The organism is Corallibacter vietnamensis (genome assembly GCF_039537875.1).
Classification (GTDB): domain Bacteria; phylum Bacteroidota; class Bacteroidia; order Flavobacteriales; family Flavobacteriaceae; genus Corallibacter; species Corallibacter vietnamensis.
Genome location: NZ_BAABBI010000001.1, coordinates 1,015,981 through 1,033,025, shown reverse-complemented (window position 1 = coordinate 1,033,025; position 17,045 = coordinate 1,015,981). Strand labels below are relative to the sequence as shown.

The following is a 17,045-nucleotide window of genomic DNA, read 5'->3' as shown; positions in this document are numbered from 1 at the left end:
AATTATGTAGTTTTGCTAAACGCTTGTTCCCTAAAAAAGGGAAACTATTAATAGTCACAACTAACAATGAAATACAAAAGAATTCTCCTTAAACTTTCTGGCGAAGCATTAATGGGCAATCGCCAATACGGTATTGATCCTGACAGACTTGCAGAATACGCACAAGACATAAAATCTATCACAGACAAAAATGTAGAAGTAGCTATAGTTATTGGTGGTGGAAATATTTTTAGAGGAGTTGCTGGTGCTAGTAAAGGTATGGATCGTGTTCAAGGTGACTACATGGGTATGCTAGCCACTGTAATTAATGGTCTTGCCTTACAAGGCGCTCTAGAAGATGCTAAAGTACCTACAAGATTACAAACAGCAATAAAGATTAATGAAGTTGCTGAACCTTTTATAAGACGTAAAGCTATGCGTCATCTAGAAAAAGGTCGTGTTGTTATTTTTGGTGGAGGCACAGGAAATCCTTATTTTACAACAGATTCTGCTGCAGTATTAAGAGCAATAGAAATAGAAGCTGATGTAATCCTAAAAGGAACTCGTGTAGATGGTATTTATAATGCTGACCCAGAAAAAGACAAATCTGCTATAAAATTTGACCATATCTCTTTTGATGATGTTTTACAACAAGGCTTAAAAGTTATGGATACAACAGCATTTACATTAAGTCAAGAAAACGAGCTTCCAATAATAGTGTTTGACATGAATAAAAAGGGCAACTTACTAAAAGTTGTATCTGGAGAAAAAATTGGAACAAAAGTAAATTTATAATACCTATTTTGGTTTTTGGCAAATTTTTTGAACTAACCAAAAAAATTAAATTTTTTAAAAGATGAACGAAGACATTAAATTTATATTAGATTCTACCAAAGAGGCTATGGAAAATGCCATTAAACACCTTGAAAAGCAGCTTGTAAACATTAGAGCAGGAAAAGCTAGCCCTGCCATGTTAGGAAGTGTTATGGTAGATTATTATGGCTCTCAAACACCTTTAAGTCAAGTAGCCAATGTAAATACTCCTGATGGTAGAACTATTTCTGTACAACCATGGGAAAAAAATATGCTTCAAGAAATTGAAAGAGGCATTATGCTGGCAAACCTAGGTTTTAACCCAATGAACAACGGAGACTTAATAATAATTAATGTTCCGCCATTAACAGAAGAAAGACGTCTTACACTTGCTAAACAAGCAAAAGCTGAAGCTGAAGATGCCAAAGTTGGTGTTAGAAATGCAAGAAAAGACGCTAATAATGACATCAAAAAATTAAGTGATGTATCAGAAGATCTTCAAAAAAATGCAGAAATAGACGTACAACAAATGACTGATGCATACGTTAAGAAAATTGATGCCATTTTTGAAAACAAAGAAAAAGAAATTATGACCGTATAATTAAAAAAGCAACTACACTAGTTGCTTTTTTATTCTATTTTTTAAAATCCCTACAATTAATGCTTAAACACGTTGCTGTTGTCTTTTTCTTTTTGATGTGTTTTTGCGCACAGGCTCAAATAACGCCAAAAACCGAAACAGATTCAGTAAAAACAGTTCAGGATTCTCTTAAGCGAGCTAACTTTATTAAGCATTTAGGATTGGGATACTTCCCTACAAGATTTTTAGATCTTGACTTAAGATACTTAATAAAATATAATCAATACGAAGCCTTAAGAACCGGATTAGGTGGCGTTACAAACAATGCTTTCTCTGAAAAATATAAGATAAACTCGTATGTGGTTTATGGCTTTAGAGATCATCGTTTTAAATATAGTATAGGTGGTGGTTTTAGGGTAAATCCAGAAACAAACACATGGATAAACTTATCATATACAGATGATTTACAAGAAACAGGTAGTTCGGTTTTTTTAACAGACAAACGCTTTTTTCAGTTTTTTGAACCTAGGCTTTTAAATATAGATTTGTTTCACAAGCATATTACAAAAGCCATTTCTTTAGAGCATGAAATATCAAAAAACTTACTTTCTGAAACAGAGTTTTCTGTTAGTAATATAAACCCTACTTATGATTACGAATATGTTCTCAACAATAAATCTTATCGGGAATTTAATTTAAGTTTATTGAAATTCTCATTACAATGGGAACCTTTCAACACATATAAATTAGATCCTAAATCTGAAAAATACATCTCAAAAGAAGCGTTTCCTAAATTCACCTTACAGGTTACAAAAAACTTAAAAAACGTTTTTAAAAGTGAGTTCAGTTTCTTTAAAGTAGACTTTAGAACGGTTTATGAAATATCAACTACAAGTTTAGGGTTATCAAAATTCACATTAAGTGCTGGGTATGCACATGGAGAAACACCTCTCACCCACTTATATCATGCCTATCCAAACAACATAAATAAAGAAACCATTATGCAACGTTTCTCTGTAGCTGGTATAAATAGCTTTGAGACCATGTATTTTAATGAGTTCTTCTCTGACAGATATTCAACATTACAATTTAGACATTACTTTAAGCCTTTTAAAATATCTAATCGTTACCGACCACAACTTGTGTTTATTTCTAGGTTTGCAATTGGTGACATGAATAAGGCTGAAAGACATCAAAATGTTACGTTTGGCACACTAAACAAAGGCTATACAGAATCAGGTTTAGAACTTAACAAATTGTTATTTGGCTTTGGCTTGAGCTTTACATACCGCTATGGTGCTTATCATTTACCAAACCTTGATGATAATATTGCGTTAAAGTTCACATTTAACGTGACATTATAAAGAATTCCCTTTATGTAATACATAGGTTTTTCCTAACTTTGCGCTTCTTTAAGAAAAGTATGTTTAAATTATTTACAAAAGGATTTTGGGACGTAATAGCTAGACTCATTTTAAGAAATAAAATTGGGATTCTTGCTAGCATTATCATTGCAACAATACTGTTTAGTACGCAATGGAAAAACATGCGTTTTACCTACACCGAAGCAAACTTACTACCAGACGACCATGATGTAAATCAGGTTTACAATAACTTTTTAGATATTTTTGGGGAAGAAGGAAACCTAATTGTTTTTGGCGTAAAAGACTCAACGCTTTTTACAGTTGAAAAATTAAATGCTTGGAATAAACTCTCTGAAACGTTTAAAACTTTTAATGAAGTTGAAACCGTAGTATCTATCAAAGATTTACAAAAACTTGTAAAAGATACAGACAACGAACGTTTTCTATTAGAGCCTTTTATAAAAGACTCGATAACTTCAATGTCTCAAATAGACACATTAGAGCAAGAGCTTTTTAAGCAATATCCTTTTTATGACAATTTCTTATATAATAAAGAGACTAAAACTGTTAGAACAGCTGTTTACTTAAAAAAAGACATTGTAAATACTGCTGCTAGAAAAGATTTTGTTTTTGATCTTTTAGTACCCGAAATAGATGCTTTTGAAGCCAAAACAGGTATAGATGTTCGTGTTTCTGGTATGCCTTACATTAGAACATTAAATGCTCAAAATATTGTTGATGAAATTGGTGAATTTATTGCAGCAGCGCTTTTTGTAACCTCTTTAATATTCTTTTTATTCTTCAGATCGTTTAGAGCTACACTTATATCACTTGTTGTGGTATGTCTTGGTGTTATGTGGACGTTTGGTATTATTGGCTTTCTAAACTATGAAATAACAGTACTTACTGCATTAATCCCACCTTTAATTATTGTTATTGGTATACCTAATTGCATTTTCTTAATTAACAAATACCAGCAAGAAGTAAAATTACACGGTAATAAAGTAAAATCACTACAACGTGTAATTACTAAAATAGGTAACGCCACGTTAATGACAAACGTTACTACAGCATCTGGTTTTGCTACTTTTATTCTTACTGAAAGTCAACTTTTAAAAGAATTTGGTCTGGTGGCATCATTAAGCATTTTAGCCATTTTTATTTTGTGCTTATTGATTATTCCTATTATTTACACGTTTTTACCTTACCCAAAAGACCGTCATTTAGAACACCTTAACAAGCGCTGGATTGGTGGTTTTGTAGATTGGATGGAACGTATGGTGAAGCAGCGTCGTATTACGATATATATTTCTGCTTTATTGCTTTTAATAGCAAGTATGATAGGTATCAATCAAATAAAAATTTCAGGAAGTTTGATTGAAGACATGTCTAAAGAAGCACAGTTTTTTAAAGACATTCGTTTTTTTGAAAGCGAGTTTAATGGCATTATGCCTATGGAAATTTTAGTAGATACAAAACGTAAAAAAGGCGTTATGAAGTTATCTACTTTAAAACGCATGAATGAACTTGAAGACCTTATTAACGAAATTCCAGAGCTTTCAAAACCTATATCTGTTGTAAGTCTTGTAAAATATTCTAAACAAGCCTACTACAACGGAAACCCTAAATATTATCAGTTACCAACTAGCCAAGAGAACAGTTTTATCATGAGTTATGCTAAAAACTCATCAGCTGAATCTAACTTACTTGAAAATTTTGTAGATAGCACCGGACAATATGCGCGTATTACAACATTTATGAAAGATATTGGCACAGATAAAATGGAGCGTATAGAAGAAGATCTTCAAGCTAAAATAAACAAGCTTTTTCCCAAAGAACAATATGATATAACTATAACAGGAAAAGCGCTAGTGTTTCAAAAAGGCACAAAATATCTTATTAAGAATTTAGTGATTTCGTTATCACTAGCCATTTTACTTATATCCATTTTTATGGCATATATGTTTAGATCTTTTAGAATGATTGTTGTATCACTTATTCCTAACTTATTACCATTGGTTATTACAGCAGGTTTAATGGGATATTTAGGCGTTCCTATAAAACCATCAACAATATTAGTTTTTAGTATCGCTTTTGGAATCTCTGTTGACGACACCATTCACTTTTTGGCAAAATATAGACAAGAGCTTCAAAGCAACCATTGGAAAATTAGAAAATCTGTTTACGGTGCTTTACGTGAAACAGGCGTAAGTATGTTTTACACGTCTATTGTATTATTCTTTGGTTTCTCTGTATTTACCATTTCTAGTTTTGGTGGCACAGTAGCATTAGGTGCTTTGGTTTCAGCCACGCTTTTATTTGCAATGCTTTCTAATTTATTATTATTACCATCATTACTATTATCATTAGAAAGAAATATAGCCAATAAAGAAGTTCTTAAAGAACCTGCCATAAATATCATACCAGATGAAAATGACTCTGATACTAACGAGATTAATTCTAGTACAGAAAAAAACACATAAACATTTATCTTTGCATTCATAAAATATAAATATCATGAACACAAGTACAGTAGCAGAATTACTTGATAAAGACATAACATTACAAGAAATAGAAATTAAAGGTTGGGTAAGAACATTTCGTGCCAACCGTTTTATTGCTTTAAATGATGGTTCTACATTAAATAACATACAATGTGTTGTAGACTTTGAAAACACAGATGAAGCTCTTTTAAAGCGCATTACAACAGGTGCTGCTGTTCATATAAAAGGAGAGTTAAAAGAAAGCCAAGGAAAAGGCCAACGTGTAGAAATTCAAGTAAATTCTATTGAAATTTTAGGTGATTCAGATCCTGAAACATACCCTATTCAGCCTAAAAAACACTCATTTGAATTTTTACGTGAAAATGCACATTTACGCACAAGAACCAACACATTTAGTGCCGTAATGCGTTTACGCTCGTCGTTATCTTTTGCTATTCACAAGTATTTTAATGATAACGGCTTTTACTACATGCATACACCAATCATTACAGGAAGTGATGCCGAAGGTGCCGGAGAAATGTTTAGAGTTAGTGCTTTAGATGCTAAAAACCCACCATTAAATGAATCTGGTAGTGTAGATTATAAGCAAGATTTCTTCGGAAAAGAGACAAACCTTACGGTTTCTGGACAATTAGAAGCTGAAACCTATGCTATGTCACTTGGTAAAGTGTATACCTTTGGACCTACATTTAGAGCTGAAAACTCAAATACATCGCGTCATCTTGCCGAATTCTGGATGATAGAACCAGAAGTAGCCTTTATGGATTTAGCAGGCAATATGGATCTTGCTGAAGACTTTATGAAATCGGTTTTAAGCTATGTGATGGAGCACAACCGCGAAGACCTTGAATTTCTTGAAAAACGTTTGCTTGACGAAGAAAAAACAAAGCCTCAAGCAGAGCGTAGCGAGATGAGCCTTATAGAAAAAATAAACTTTGTTATAGATAACAACTTTAAGCGTGTAAGCTATACTGAAGCTATTGATATTCTTAAAAACTGTAAACCTAACAAAAAGAAAAAATTTAAATATCTTATTGAAGAATGGGGCGCAGATTTACAAAGTGAACACGAACGTTACCTTGTAGAAAAACACTTTAAATGCCCTGTAATTTTGTTTGATTACCCTGCAAACATTAAAGCGTTTTATATGCGCTTAAATGACGACGGAAAAACAGTAAGAGCTATGGATATTTTATTCCCTGGTATTGGTGAAATGGTTGGTGGTTCACAACGTGAAGAAAGACTAGATGTCCTACAAGAAAAAATGAAAGCTTTAGATATTGATGAGAAAGAGCTTTGGTGGTATCTAGATTTACGTAAATATGGAACAGCTGTCCATTCTGGGTTTGGACTTGGTTTTGAGCGTTTAGTTATGTTTGCTACGGGCATGACAAACATTAGAGACGTCATTCCATATCCAAGAACACCACAAAACGCAGAGTTTTAAAAAAATAAGCTATAATATTTTCATAAAACAATCTACTTAACCTTATAAGTAGATTGTTTTTTTATTTATATATTATCTCTTAAACACATTCTTTAATTGATAGAAAAACCGCTCAATTAACCTTAAATCTTCAGTGATAATTTCTGCAGATCCTCGCATTTCTTGCTTGAAGTCGATTTCTTTGTTATAGGATGTGATTAGTTTTTGGGGAAGCTCAACATCTATGTAATAAAAACCTTCTGAATCTGCAATAAGTGATATGTTTTTAACGGTTCCGTTTAATACTCCGAATTCAGTATCTGGATAATTTTCGAGTTTGATATTGACTTGTTGGCCAACTTTAATCTTTCCAGAGTTTTGAACTGGTGTTTTTAATTTGGCTACATAAGATTCATTATCACTTGGAATAACCGTAAAAACCAAATCTCCTTGATTTACGGTTTGGTTAATGCTCCAATAATTTAAAAAGGACACTTTACCTTGTATTTCAGATTGCAATACATAAAGATATTCCCAATCCTTAATTGCTTTTTTTAATTGGTTAAAAGATTGTATGACATTTTTAAGCAAGGTCATTTCTTCCTTTACTTGATTGATTTCTGTTCCTTTTGAAGTTTTATGGGCATTACTAATGGCTTCACGGATTTGTGATATAGAGGACTCAAAGTTTTTAAAATTTCGCTCTGCTTGGGCATATTCCAATTGTTTACTTTCAAAATCCTGCGCTGAAATAATACCTTTCTCAAAAAGGGATTTGTTTCGTTCTAAATCCTTTTCTTTAAACTCCAATTCTGTTCTGTTGATTTCCTTTTGCGATTGTAAACTCCGTAGTCTATTGTTCAATTCGGAAACAGAATAGCTATTGGCTATGGCTTCATTCGTAAAAGGCTGCAACTGTTTGTTCAATTGGTATTGGATGTAGCTATTTTCAAACAAAGCATATTGTGATTCAATATCCCCTAAAAACAACATTGGAACACTATCAATAGGGAAGCTAAAGTTTCTTGTATTCACCTTAATGGTGTCTATTATGGATTTTAGTTTAAAAACATCTTGATAATTGGCTGTATTTTCTATAATGGCCAATGGTTGTTTAGTATATACCAATTCGTTTTCTTCAACTAAAATAGCATCAAACTTGCCTGTAATTTTTGCATATTCTTTTTGTGGCGGAACAAGGGTAGTCACCGTAGCTTCAGAAACAATAATGTCCGGATATTTTACAAACCAGGAAATAAGCAACAACATTAATATTAAAACCAAAAATAGTACATTACCCCAACGTATCATCCAATGTGGTACTTGGGTAAGGATTTCTTGAACTTCCTCACTTCTTAATTCTATATCTTCTAGTTTTTCAGGCATTTACTTTCCAAGTTCTAATTGATTTTTAACCAAGTTGTAATAATCCCCTTTTTGTTTTATCAACTCATTATGGTTTCCAACTTCCACAATTTTACCTTTGTCCAAAACCACAATTTGATGGGCGTTTTTCACTGTACTTAACCTATGGGCAATAACCACAACCGTTTTATCCTCAAAAAAAGTATCGAGTTTTTCCATAATGACTTTTTCATTATTGGCATCTAACGCCGAGGTAGCCTCATCAAAAAACAAAAAGTTTGGATTTTTATAAACAGCTCTTGCAATTAACAATCGTTGTTTTTGCCCTGTACTTAAACCAACGCCTTCCATACCTATTTTGGTGTTGTAAGACAGTGGTAAGGTTTCTATAAATTCTTTTATATTTGCGACATCTACAGCATGAGCCAGTTTTTGTTTATCAACATAGTCTTCACCTACAGCAATGTTGTTTGCAATGGTATCATTAAAAATATAACCTTCCTGCATCACCACACCACATTCATCCCTCCAGGTTTTTTGGGAAATGTTTTTAAGATCATAATTGCCTAATTTTATTTCTCCTTCAATTGGGTCATAAAACTTTAATAAGAGCTTCATTAACGTTGTTTTCCCACTACCACTAACACCGACAATAGCGGTTACCTTATTGGCTGGTATGGTTACATTCAATTCCTGGAGGACCATTTGGTCTGAACCTGTGTAACGGAAAGACAAATTAGAAACCGTAATATCAGCTTCTTCATCAACATCTTTTACAAAATCAATATCTGCTGGTTCCTCATCATTTTTGTTATGTATTTCAGACAATCTATCCAATGATATTTTGGCATCCTGTACCTCACGAATAAAATTGATAAGCTGTGAAATGGGTGAGTTCAATTGCCCGACTATATAACTTATTGCCAACATCATACCCAAAGTAATATCACCATCTATTACCAATTTGGCCGAAAGGAATGTTATTAATATATTTTTAAGCTCATTGATAAAACCAGAGCCTACACTTTGGTATTGTTCCAAAGCCAATCCTTCAATGGACACTTTAAACAACCGTGCCTGAACAAACTCCCAGCCCCAACGTTTTTGCTTTTCGGCATTGTGCAACTTTATTTCCTGCATACCATTAATAAGCTCAATCACCTTACTTTGTTCTTGACTCACTTGGGAGAAACGCTTATAGTCCAAATCTTTACGTTTTTTAAGAAATACGGTTATCCATACAAAATAGAAAATACTTCCCAATACAAAAACGCCAAAAATCTTGATGTTATAATAGGCTAACACCAAGCTGAACACAATTAAATTGACCATTGAGAACAAGACATTCAAAGAAGAGGTAGTCAAAATACGCTCTATACGTTTATGGTCATTGATACGCTGAAGAATATCTCCAGTCATTCTGGTATCAAAAAAGGCTATTGGTAGATTCATTAATTTTATAAAGAAATCTGAAACCAAAGAAATATTAATGCGTGTACTTAAATGCAACAATATCCAACTCCGTATGACTTCAATAGACGTTCTGCCTACAAATAAAGCCAACTGCGCAAAAAGGATGAGATAAATAAAATGTACATCTTGATTTTTAATACCAACATCTACCACGCTTTGGGTTAAAAACGGAAAAATAAGTTGCAATAAACTAGCGGCAATAAGACCAATGACCAATTGCCATAAAAAGCGTTTATATTTAAAAAGGTATTTACTTAAAAAAGAAAAGCCCAACCCCTCTTTATCTTTATCAAATTCGGTATTATAAAGTTTAGGCGTTGGCTCTAATAATAATGCAATGCCTTCTTGGGTTTGCTCATTAGCATTATTACCTATCCAATGTTTTAAAAATTCCTCTTTAGTATAGTTTATTAAACCATGTGCAGGATCTGAAATGTAATATTGTCCTTTTCTAACTTTATACAGAACCGCAAAATGGTTCTTATTCCAGTGTATGATACAAGGCAAGGGGATTTCAGCAATTTTTTTCAAATCAATCTTGACTCCCAAAGACCGAAATCCCATTTTTTCAGTCGCATCACCTAAACCTAATAAACTACTACCTTCTCTTGTAGTTTCACTTAATTGCCTGATTTGTTGTAAAGAGATAACTTTGTTGTAATGTCTAGCAATTATTTTTAAACAAGTTGGACCACAGTCTTTGGTGTCGGGTTGTTTATAAAATGGGAAGCTCATTTAATAATAATTCATATAAGTATCATTAATCTATTGAAATTATTTCAATTCCAAAGTCAAAACATTGCTCTCTTCGCTGACTATATCCAGCTTCAATCCAACTATTTTCATTCGCCAAATAATGTTTTTTATATTCTCTAAACTGTGATCTTTCTTTAATTTGTACTACACCAAAAGATGGTCTCTTATCAAATCCACTTTGTAAATAAAACTCTTCACTATATAACGATACAAAAATACAGATTCCTTCTTTTGGAAAAATTACCTCTTCTTGATTCTTTAAATCAATCTCTACTAATTTCTGATTTTCTAACTTACCTACTGATAAATCCTCTTTAAAAATTTTTTTATCAGGTAAGTGTGTGGTGGTATCGATTGTCATTAAATTTACCTTGAATGGAATATATTTATTATCGCCTTTTTGAGCTTTGTTTTTTGAATTAAGAATTATTTTATTTATAAAATATTCCTTTTTTTTGTAATTCGGGATGTAAACTGCAATCTCTAAAGAATTAGGAAAAGTCACGTCTTTTCTATCATATAGAGGATCTAAAACTGATCGTTCTGGCAATAATCTATTAGTTTTTTTTCTTTTTCCTGTTTTTAATATAACTTCATCTAAAGAGTTTATTTTTTCATTGAGATAAATGTTTTTAGTTCTTTTTAAATCTTCATAACGAATTGTTATTTGTGAATATGTTAAATGAGATAGTTTCAAAACATCATTGTCCTCTGGAATGTTTTCATCAAATATAATCTCTCCTTTTTGATTTGAATATGCTAAAATTTTTTCATTTAAAAGAATATGTGCATATTCTATACTTGTTGAATCTTTAGCACTCAACACTTTATACACAACTTTAGATTGACAAAAACAATTTAAAGTAAATGCAAAAAAAAGTATAACTTTAATTTTAAGAATTTTAAACATAATTAGTGTATTGTATAGTCTAGAGTGCTAATACAACACCCTAGACTAATAATCAATTATTCAGGAACACAACTTAAAGATTCCATAGTTTGAGCAGGGCATGGTCCAGTTTGCTGTTGCCAAGAGCCAAATAATCCCTCTTTAACTTCCCATGTACACTCACAGGCATAAACGCCACCATTATACACCATAATATTGCCTGTACCTTGTAAATTACGTATTCTACGTCCACCTGTAATTTCTTTTTGCTGCTTTTTGTCGAGAACAGCAACACCTTCTAAATCTAAAATGTTTTTTAACATAATGTAAAAAATTAATAAAATTATATTTGCTGTGAACATTTTAAGACACTCACAGTTTGTGTCTATTCCTCGCGAAAGAATATTTTAATATTTCGTTTGCTTTAGAATAAAAAGTTAAGATTATTAAACACCCAATACTTACTCCTGTATCGCTTCAATTCTATTAATCACCTCATTAAATTGAACCGTATTACCTGGTGATGGCGCATTCATTAAAAACACATTATTTTTTCCATCAAGAATAGCATAATGCGGAATAGAACTAACATTAAAAAACGTTCTTAAGGCTGAATTATTCGTTTCGGGTATTAAGTATTGATACTTATCCATGCCAAACTCTTCCAATTCTTCAACTTTTTGCTTCCATTTTTCAGGGTCTTTATCAATTGAAACATATATAAAACTTATGTTTTTTTCTTTAATCAATTGCTGTCTATATTGATAACTATTTTTAATTTCCTTGATACAAGGCGCACACCAACTTGTTCAAAAATCTAGATAGACAATCTTACCTTTTTGATTTGAAAGAAATGAATCAAACGACTCATTTTTTTTGTACTTGAGCAAAGGTAATCTCTATTAAAATTAATTTTTTTATGTTAAAAATGATTGCAAGCATCTTATTGTTCAATCTCAATTATATAATGCCAATTTACCATTGACCATCCAAAAGCAACCAACCTATTATTGGCTAGATAACCAGGTGAAAATTGTTGAGTAGCACTAAAAAATTGATAAGATTTAGAAATATAATCCTCATCAAATTTAAATACTTCTAAAGCTGGAACAGCAGAAATAGCACCAATTTGAGATTGAAGCCATTTAACTTCATAATAGTCAAAATCAAGTAACTCATAAACAATATACAGGCCTTCTTTTGGTATTAAGACATTTTCGTTTGACACATCAACAACAGCCCATTTTTTTCCTTGTTCTTTACTTACTATCGTATCACCAAGCAATGCTTTACTAGGTAAACCAGTATTTTTATCTACCGAATAGATATTAGCAATAAATGGCAAATACTCAATACCTTTAACCCCTTTAAAATTAGTTGTCTTATATTTTATTTTAAGTATGGGTTTGTCTTGATTTTTTTTATTCTGAGGTATATAAACAGCTACTTTATCTTTCCATCCAAAATTTCTTTTAAATTTATTTAATTTTTTAAATAGTGAAGGTGTTAACTTATCCCTATTATTATCTTGTTTAGAAACAATAATTACTTCTTGTAGCTCTTCAATGATTTTATTCGTATAATATACTTTTTGAGTCAAACATTCTTTAATAATTTTCTCATAACCTAAAGCAGAGAACTCTATATTTACGTTTTTGCCAATTAAATCTTTATTGACATTAAAAACTCCATCTTGATTACTCACATATACTATTTCGTTCTCTTCTTGTTTAATTAGTAAATGAGCATTCACAATGGGCAAACTATCTGTTAGAGAAAGCAAAACTAATTCTACGCTAGATTTATTCTGACAAAATAAGATGCCATTTATAAAAAACAAAAGGACAAGAAGTGTCTCTTTGATATTAAAAGTGACACTTTTGATAATGAAAAAAATATTCATTTAATTAAATCAAGGTGTATATGGGTTAGGCTCATAAGGTAAATTTAACGGACAACCACCCCAAGCATTATAACCATCACAATACCATTTACAAGATTCACCAACTACTACTCCACCAGAAACTAGCCATTGGTGATCAGATGTAGTGTTTCCTAATGTACAACCACCATCTCCACCACTACTTCCCCCACCTACGCCATTATGATGTTTTCCACCAATAATCTCTTTTTGCTGTTTTTTATCTAGAACAGCAACTCCTTCTAAATTTAAAATGTTTTTTAACATAATGTAAAAAAATTAATAAAATTATATTTGCCGTGAACATTTTAAGACACTCACAGTTTGTGTCTATTCCTCGCGAGAGAATATTTTAATATTTCTGTTTTTTTGAAAATAAAGAAGTCATAACCAACTGATTTACTTCTCTATTGCTTCAATTTTATCAATTATATCATTAAATTGAACTGTATTATTTGGTGATGGTGCATTCATCAAAAACACATTATTTTTTCCATCAAGAATAGCATAATGCGGAATGGAAGCAACATTAAAAAACGTTCTTAAGTTTGAATTATTCGTTTCAGGTATTAAGTATTGATACTTATCCATGCCAAACTCTTCCAATTCTTCAACTTTTTGCTTCCATTTTTCAGGGTCTTTATCAATTGAAACATATATAAAACTTATGTTTTTTTCTTTAATCAATTGCTGTCTATATTGATAACTATTTTTAATTTCCTTGATACAAGGCGCACACCAACTTGCCCAAAAATCAATAATTTTTGTTTTATCTTTTTGTTCCTTCAGTACCTCTTTAAAGGTCAGAATTTCTCCTTCTGGATTTATAAGTGTATCAGAAAAGACCTTATCTATTAACTGGTTGTTTATAGTATTTAACCGTCTATTTACTTTTTGTAAAACAGCTTTAAACTTTTCATTTTCAATTTGCGGCAGGTAGTTATCAATTTTATCTTGAAGAATATCTATGTTTTTTAAATCTAGTTGTTTATTAAATTCAGAAAGCATTTTTGTAATGGCATATTCTTTTGTTTCGCCCTTGAGGTGCTTTTCAATAAAATTTAATTGGAATTCAAGTACTTCTCTTGAAAAGGCATTATCTCCGAGTTTCATTTCTGTTATAACCTTAATATAATTAGTTAAGGCCAACTGAAAATACACATTATCATCTTGATCATTACGGTTAAAAATTTCAACATCTATATCTTTTAAATAATCTGTATAATCTGTTATTGCTCCTTTAGGTAACAGTTTTGTGTTTAACATACCATTAATGTACTGAAACCTTAAAACAGCTCTAATCTTTTGATAAAATGAATTGGAAGTGTTTCTGTCTTTTGCGTATTCTTCTAAAAAATCCAATCGCTTTTGATAGTCTGTTTTTCTATTCTCAATAAAATCTGAAAGTCCTAATTTTTCATCATAATCCGGATATTTTAAATTTAAATCATTGAGCTCCTTAAAAAAATTGTAATGTGCTGCATTTGTTCCCTTAAATATTATTGTATTATTCTCCAATCTGTAAACTAACGAATCTCCGGGAGTAACATATACCATAAACGGAATAGACATAGGTTCAAAGCTGTAAAACTTAAACAATCTTGGTGTTTCTAAATTAAAATGAAAGTTTAAATCTTCTTTATCACTTTTTCTTTTTAACATTGAAAACTCATTATTAAACTCCACATTAGTTTCATCAAGTAGTACGGACTTTATTAGAGTATCATTCTTATAGCGATAGTATAAATTAACTTGCTCTAAATTGACATCCTTTTCATACGATGATTTTTTTTTCTGACAATTAGATAATCCAATAACTATTATAATTATCAACAATAATTTAATAAATTTTTGATGTTTTTTCATAGAAACTAATTTAATTCTAAATTAAAGTATGACAAACCGTTTCAGATAAGAAACGGCTCATCACATATAATTTTTCTAATTACTTATTGGCGGATCAAATGGCCCTGGATGCCCACAACTACAACTCCTTGAACCCTTAGCTGTACCTCCACAAGAACCTGTTGGAATAGGGTTGCAACTAGCAACAGTTACAATACTACCGTCATTACAAGTAGCTTTACAAACAGTTGCCCCACCTTCTTCTTTCCCTCCAAAAATACTTTTCTTTTGTTTATTAGAAAGTACTTTGACACCTTCTAAATTTAGAATGTTTTTTAACATAATATAAAAATTTATACAATTATATTTGCTGTGAACAATTTTAAGACACTCACAGTTTGTGTCTATTCTTCGCGAGAGAATATTGTTCAAAACATAAAGCCCGTATATACGGGCTTTATTATTTATATATATTGTTTTACGAGCTTCTGTCCCTTATTAACATTACTTTCTTCTATAAACTTTTCTGAAAGTTTATCGATAAAAAACAATAAATCACTTCTATCGTATTCTTTAGGAAATTGCTTTCCATTTATTAATAAAGCTGGGGTAAAATTAATTGCATTTTGGTGACACCATTTTTGCTCATACTCTAATACTTCATCAAACTTTGCAATGTCTAAATGACTCCATTTTTCTAGCCATTTTTCTCTATCTATTCCTTCTTTATAAATCTGGCTTAACGATTCTTTACAAGATTCTGGTGAAATATCATAGTAAATTGCTAATAAAGCACTAGCTATTCTGTAAGGCAATTTTGTTTTTTCATCAGTCATAACATTAAACCGTATTGTTACTCTAACATCATTATTATATTTATTTAAAATATTCTCAATATCTGCGTGTGCTGCTTTACAATAGTGACACATAGGATTTGTAACTAATACAATATTTACAGGAGCATCTATATTTCCAAATGTGATTTCCGAAACATTAATATCAGTAGATAAATACTTGTTTTGATTATAAACTGTAAAAAAACAAATCAAAATTTCTTTTGAATTTTAAATACTTAATTTGTAAATCTTCTAATAGAACTTCCTTTTTTAATAATGGCTTTAAGAATAACCACAAAACCATGGCTAACAAAAAACTAGATAGCACTAAAAAATCACCTTTAAAATCAAACTTGAAATTGGCTAGTGAAGTATCTAAAGTAAAAACACATAATACTTGAAAGAATAATATTGCTACTATGCCTAGGCACATAGTACACCAATTCTTAATTATTGAATATTGATAATACAAAGAATAAAGCATGACAGGTATGGTAAGCACCGAAGAGAGAGGAAGTAAAGTGCTAGACAAACCCAAGTTAATGCCCAAAAGCCAACTAATTACAAGGCCTGAAAAATATATCAAGCTTATATCTGACAACTTAATTAGCTCAAAAACGGTTGCGCCTTTAGAGTTCAATACAGCATCACAGTCTACTTTCCCTCCAATTGCACATAAACCATCTGTTAAACTAGAACTAAAACCAAGCTCTTGTTTTGAAATTAACACACTTAATGCAAGCCCTAATACAGACAACAAAAAATGAATTCCCTCAAAAATGGTAGGTGTTGAATTGAAAAAGGAGTAAAGAAACCCTAAAGACAAACAGAAAAATAAAACATTTAGAATTGTTTTGTTTTCGTACAACTCACTTCTTTCAAGCCTAATAGGTTTTTCATTGTCTATTACAACAACTATTCCGTTCCAAATGCTTAAAAATTCTTGATAATTACAGTTTATATAACTTTTTGTATAAGTAGAATATTTGATTTTAGTTTTCTGTTTTTTTATTACAGCATATTCATTTTGTCCCTCAATGTTTAATACTGCAAAAAAAGTATTTGGCAACTGATTTAGAACATCTACACTCTTTGGGATTTCCAAAGCAATATTCTCTATTTTAAAATGATCTAAAACACCTGTAACTGCATGTAAACTTGGGTACGAAGGATGACTTAAAAGCTGTATAGCTAACTCTTCGGCAGGTATCTTAATCTTGTTTCTTTTCAAAAACTCATACAAGATTTTATGCAACTGGTCTTTCAAAATACAAATAAGTTTACAAGTACAATC

General features: G+C 31.2%; 15 protein-coding genes and 1 pseudogene. 5 read left to right on the top strand and 11 right to left on the bottom strand.

The features are described 5' to 3' along the window. Window positions 1–66: 66 nt before the first annotated feature. From pyrH to asnS, 5 genes are all read left to right on the top strand, one after another. Window positions 67–774 carry a UMP kinase gene (gene pyrH, locus ABD690_RS04735; protein WP_344727645.1) on the top strand — a complete coding sequence of 236 codons (708 nt, stop codon included), beginning with the start codon at window positions 67–69 and terminating at the stop codon, window positions 772–774. A gap of 61 nt (window positions 775–835) precedes the next feature. Further along, window positions 836–1,393 (top strand): ribosome recycling factor, encoded by a 558-nt coding sequence (frr, locus tag ABD690_RS04730; RefSeq protein WP_344727642.1) that lies wholly within the window; start codon window positions 836–838, stop codon window positions 1,391–1,393. 59 nt (window positions 1,394–1,452) lie between these two features. Then, window positions 1,453–2,736, top strand: coding sequence for a DUF5686 family protein (locus ABD690_RS04725; protein WP_344727639.1), 1,284 nt, complete (start codon window positions 1,453–1,455; stop codon window positions 2,734–2,736). A 59-nt stretch (window positions 2,737–2,795) separates the two neighbouring features. Beyond that, window positions 2,796–5,219 (top strand): efflux RND transporter permease subunit, encoded by a 2,424-nt coding sequence (locus ABD690_RS04720; protein ID WP_344727637.1) that lies wholly within the window; start codon window positions 2,796–2,798, stop codon window positions 5,217–5,219. Window positions 5,220–5,253: 34 nt separating this feature from the next. Next, on the top strand, window positions 5,254–6,687 hold the full coding sequence (gene asnS, locus ABD690_RS04715; protein ID WP_344727633.1) for an asparagine--tRNA ligase: 1,434 nt from the start codon (window positions 5,254–5,256) through the stop codon (window positions 6,685–6,687). Between the two features lie 72 nt (window positions 6,688–6,759). Here asnS and ABD690_RS04710 read toward each other — a convergent pair whose 3' ends face one another. The 11 genes and pseudogenes from ABD690_RS04710 to ABD690_RS04660 all read right to left on the bottom strand — a co-directional run bounded on the left by ABD690_RS04710 (window position 6,760) and on the right by ABD690_RS04660 (window position 16,982). Next, window positions 6,760–8,052, bottom strand: coding sequence for an HlyD family secretion protein (locus tag ABD690_RS04710; RefSeq protein ID WP_344727631.1), 1,293 nt, complete (start codon window positions 8,050–8,052; stop codon window positions 6,760–6,762). Further along, window positions 8,053–10,239, bottom strand: coding sequence for a peptidase domain-containing ABC transporter (locus ABD690_RS04705; RefSeq protein WP_344727626.1), 2,187 nt, complete (start codon window positions 10,237–10,239; stop codon window positions 8,053–8,055). A 25-nt stretch (window positions 10,240–10,264) separates the two neighbouring features. After that, window positions 10,265–11,170, bottom strand: a complete 906-nt coding sequence (locus ABD690_RS04700; RefSeq protein ID WP_344727624.1) for a hypothetical protein — start codon at window positions 11,168–11,170, stop codon at window positions 10,265–10,267. A gap of 56 nt (window positions 11,171–11,226) precedes the next feature. Beyond that, on the bottom strand, window positions 11,227–11,472 hold the full coding sequence (locus ABD690_RS04695; protein ID WP_344727622.1) for a hypothetical protein: 246 nt from the start codon (window positions 11,470–11,472) through the stop codon (window positions 11,227–11,229). Window positions 11,473–11,610: 138 nt separating this feature from the next. Further along, window positions 11,611–11,943: pseudogene (locus tag ABD690_RS04690) on the bottom strand (TlpA family protein disulfide reductase); the annotation flags it as partial. A 149-nt stretch (window positions 11,944–12,092) separates the two neighbouring features. Beyond that, complete coding sequence (locus tag ABD690_RS04685) at window positions 12,093–13,052, bottom strand: hypothetical protein (protein WP_344727618.1); 960 nt, start codon at window positions 13,050–13,052, stop codon at window positions 12,093–12,095. Between the two features lie 9 nt (window positions 13,053–13,061). Then, window positions 13,062–13,337 (bottom strand): hypothetical protein, encoded by a 276-nt coding sequence (locus ABD690_RS04680; protein WP_344727616.1) that lies wholly within the window; start codon window positions 13,335–13,337, stop codon window positions 13,062–13,064. 132 nt (window positions 13,338–13,469) lie between these two features. Continuing rightward, window positions 13,470–14,936, bottom strand: a complete 1,467-nt coding sequence (locus ABD690_RS04675) for a TlpA family protein disulfide reductase (protein WP_344727614.1) — start codon at window positions 14,934–14,936, stop codon at window positions 13,470–13,472. Between the two features lie 75 nt (window positions 14,937–15,011). Then, on the bottom strand, window positions 15,012–15,257 hold the full coding sequence (locus tag ABD690_RS04670; protein WP_344727611.1) for a hypothetical protein: 246 nt from the start codon (window positions 15,255–15,257) through the stop codon (window positions 15,012–15,014). Window positions 15,258–15,379: 122 nt separating this feature from the next. After that, window positions 15,380–15,964, bottom strand: a complete 585-nt coding sequence (locus tag ABD690_RS04665) for a DsbA family protein (RefSeq protein ID WP_344727609.1) — start codon at window positions 15,962–15,964, stop codon at window positions 15,380–15,382. After that, on the bottom strand, window positions 15,939–16,982 hold the full coding sequence (locus tag ABD690_RS04660; RefSeq protein WP_344727606.1) for a vitamin K epoxide reductase family protein: 1,044 nt from the start codon (window positions 16,980–16,982) through the stop codon (window positions 15,939–15,941). Before ABD690_RS04660 ends, ABD690_RS04665 begins: the two co-directional genes overlap by 26 nt. Window positions 16,983–17,045 lie beyond the last annotated feature (63 nt).

Excerpts from the sequence above, each read along its gene's own strand:
- frr (WP_344727642.1), top strand. The coding sequence starts at position 836 with ATGAACGAAGACATTAAATTTATATTAGATTCTACCAAAGAGGCTATG.
- ABD690_RS04695 (WP_344727622.1), bottom strand. The coding sequence starts at position 11,472 with ATGTTAAAAAACATTTTAGATTTAGAAGGTGTTGCTGTTCTCGACAAA.
- pyrH (WP_344727645.1), top strand. The coding sequence starts at position 67 with ATGAAATACAAAAGAATTCTCCTTAAACTTTCTGGCGAAGCATTAATG.
- ABD690_RS04710 (WP_344727631.1), bottom strand. The coding sequence starts at position 8,052 with ATGCCTGAAAAACTAGAAGATATAGAATTAAGAAGTGAGGAAGTTCAA.
- ABD690_RS04700 (WP_344727624.1), bottom strand. The coding sequence starts at position 11,170 with ATGTTTAAAATTCTTAAAATTAAAGTTATACTTTTTTTTGCATTTACT.
- ABD690_RS04675 (WP_344727614.1), bottom strand. The coding sequence starts at position 14,936 with ATGAAAAAACATCAAAAATTTATTAAATTATTGTTGATAATTATAATA.
- ABD690_RS04685 (WP_344727618.1), bottom strand. The coding sequence starts at position 13,052 with ATGAATATTTTTTTCATTATCAAAAGTGTCACTTTTAATATCAAAGAG.
- ABD690_RS04725 (WP_344727639.1), top strand. The coding sequence starts at position 1,453 with ATGCTTAAACACGTTGCTGTTGTCTTTTTCTTTTTGATGTGTTTTTGC.
- ABD690_RS04680 (WP_344727616.1), bottom strand. The coding sequence starts at position 13,337 with ATGTTAAAAAACATTTTAAATTTAGAAGGAGTTGCTGTTCTAGATAAA.
- ABD690_RS04720 (WP_344727637.1), top strand. The coding sequence starts at position 2,796 with ATGTTTAAATTATTTACAAAAGGATTTTGGGACGTAATAGCTAGACTC.
- ABD690_RS04670 (WP_344727611.1), bottom strand. The coding sequence starts at position 15,257 with ATGTTAAAAAACATTCTAAATTTAGAAGGTGTCAAAGTACTTTCTAAT.
- asnS (WP_344727633.1), top strand. The coding sequence starts at position 5,254 with ATGAACACAAGTACAGTAGCAGAATTACTTGATAAAGACATAACATTA.
- ABD690_RS04705 (WP_344727626.1), bottom strand. The coding sequence starts at position 10,239 with ATGAGCTTCCCATTTTATAAACAACCCGACACCAAAGACTGTGGTCCA.